The organism is Bacillus sp. LR_5, from assembly GCF_042709275.1.
Window position 1 is genome coordinate 1 of the sequence record NZ_JAVAXX010000660.1, and the last position, 833, is coordinate 833.

Consider the following 833-nt stretch of genomic DNA (forward strand, 5'->3'; position numbering starts at 1 on the left):
GAATCAGCGAGCGTGTGCTGAGGGGCGAGGTTCAGTTTTTAAAGGAACAGAACCTGGTCGATATTAAAACAAACGGCATGACATTGACAGAAGAGGGTTATGAACTGCTTTCCGTTCTGGAAGATACGATGAAAGATGTTTTAGGTTTGACGCTTTTGGAAAAGACATTAAAAGAACGTTTAAATCTAAAGGATGCTATTATCGTGTCCGGAGACAGCGATCAATCCCCATGGGTCAAAAAAGAAATGGGAAGAGCAGCTGTCGCATGTATGAAAAAAAGATTTTCAGGCAAAAATATCGTCGCTGTAACTGGCGGTACGACAATTGAAGCTGTCGCCGAAATGATGACGCCGGATTCTAAAAACCGTGAGCTTTTGTTTGTGCCTGCAAGAGGCGGTTTAGGCGAAGACGTGAAAAACCAGGCGAACACCATATGCGCGCATATGGCGGAAAAGGCTTCAGGCACTTACCGGCTTTTGTTTGTTCCGGGACAGCTGTCACAAGGCGCCTATTCATCTATTATTGAAGAACCTTCTGTCAAAGAGGTGCTGAACACGATTAAATCAGCGAGTATGCTGGTTCACGGAATCGGTGAAGCTAAAACTATGGCTCAGCGGAGAAACACACCTTTAGAAGACTTAAAGAAAATAGATGATCACGACGCGGTGACAGAAGCGTTTGGCTACTATTTTAACGCGGACGGCGAAGTGGTCCACAAAGTGCATTCTGTCGGAATGCAGCTGGATGACATAGACGCCATCCCCGATATTATTGCGGTAGCGGGCGGATCATCAAAAGCCGAGGCGATCGAGGCTTACTTTAAAAAGCCCCGA

At 46.1% G+C, this 833-nt stretch carries 1 protein-coding gene; it reads left to right on the top strand.

Features of this window, described 5'->3' with window-relative positions:
• Window positions 1–2 precede the first annotated feature (2 nt).
• Window positions 3–833: gapA transcriptional regulator CggR (gene cggR, locus RAC86_RS39320; protein ID WP_377887027.1), on the top strand; the 831-nt coding region annotated here is incomplete at its 3' end.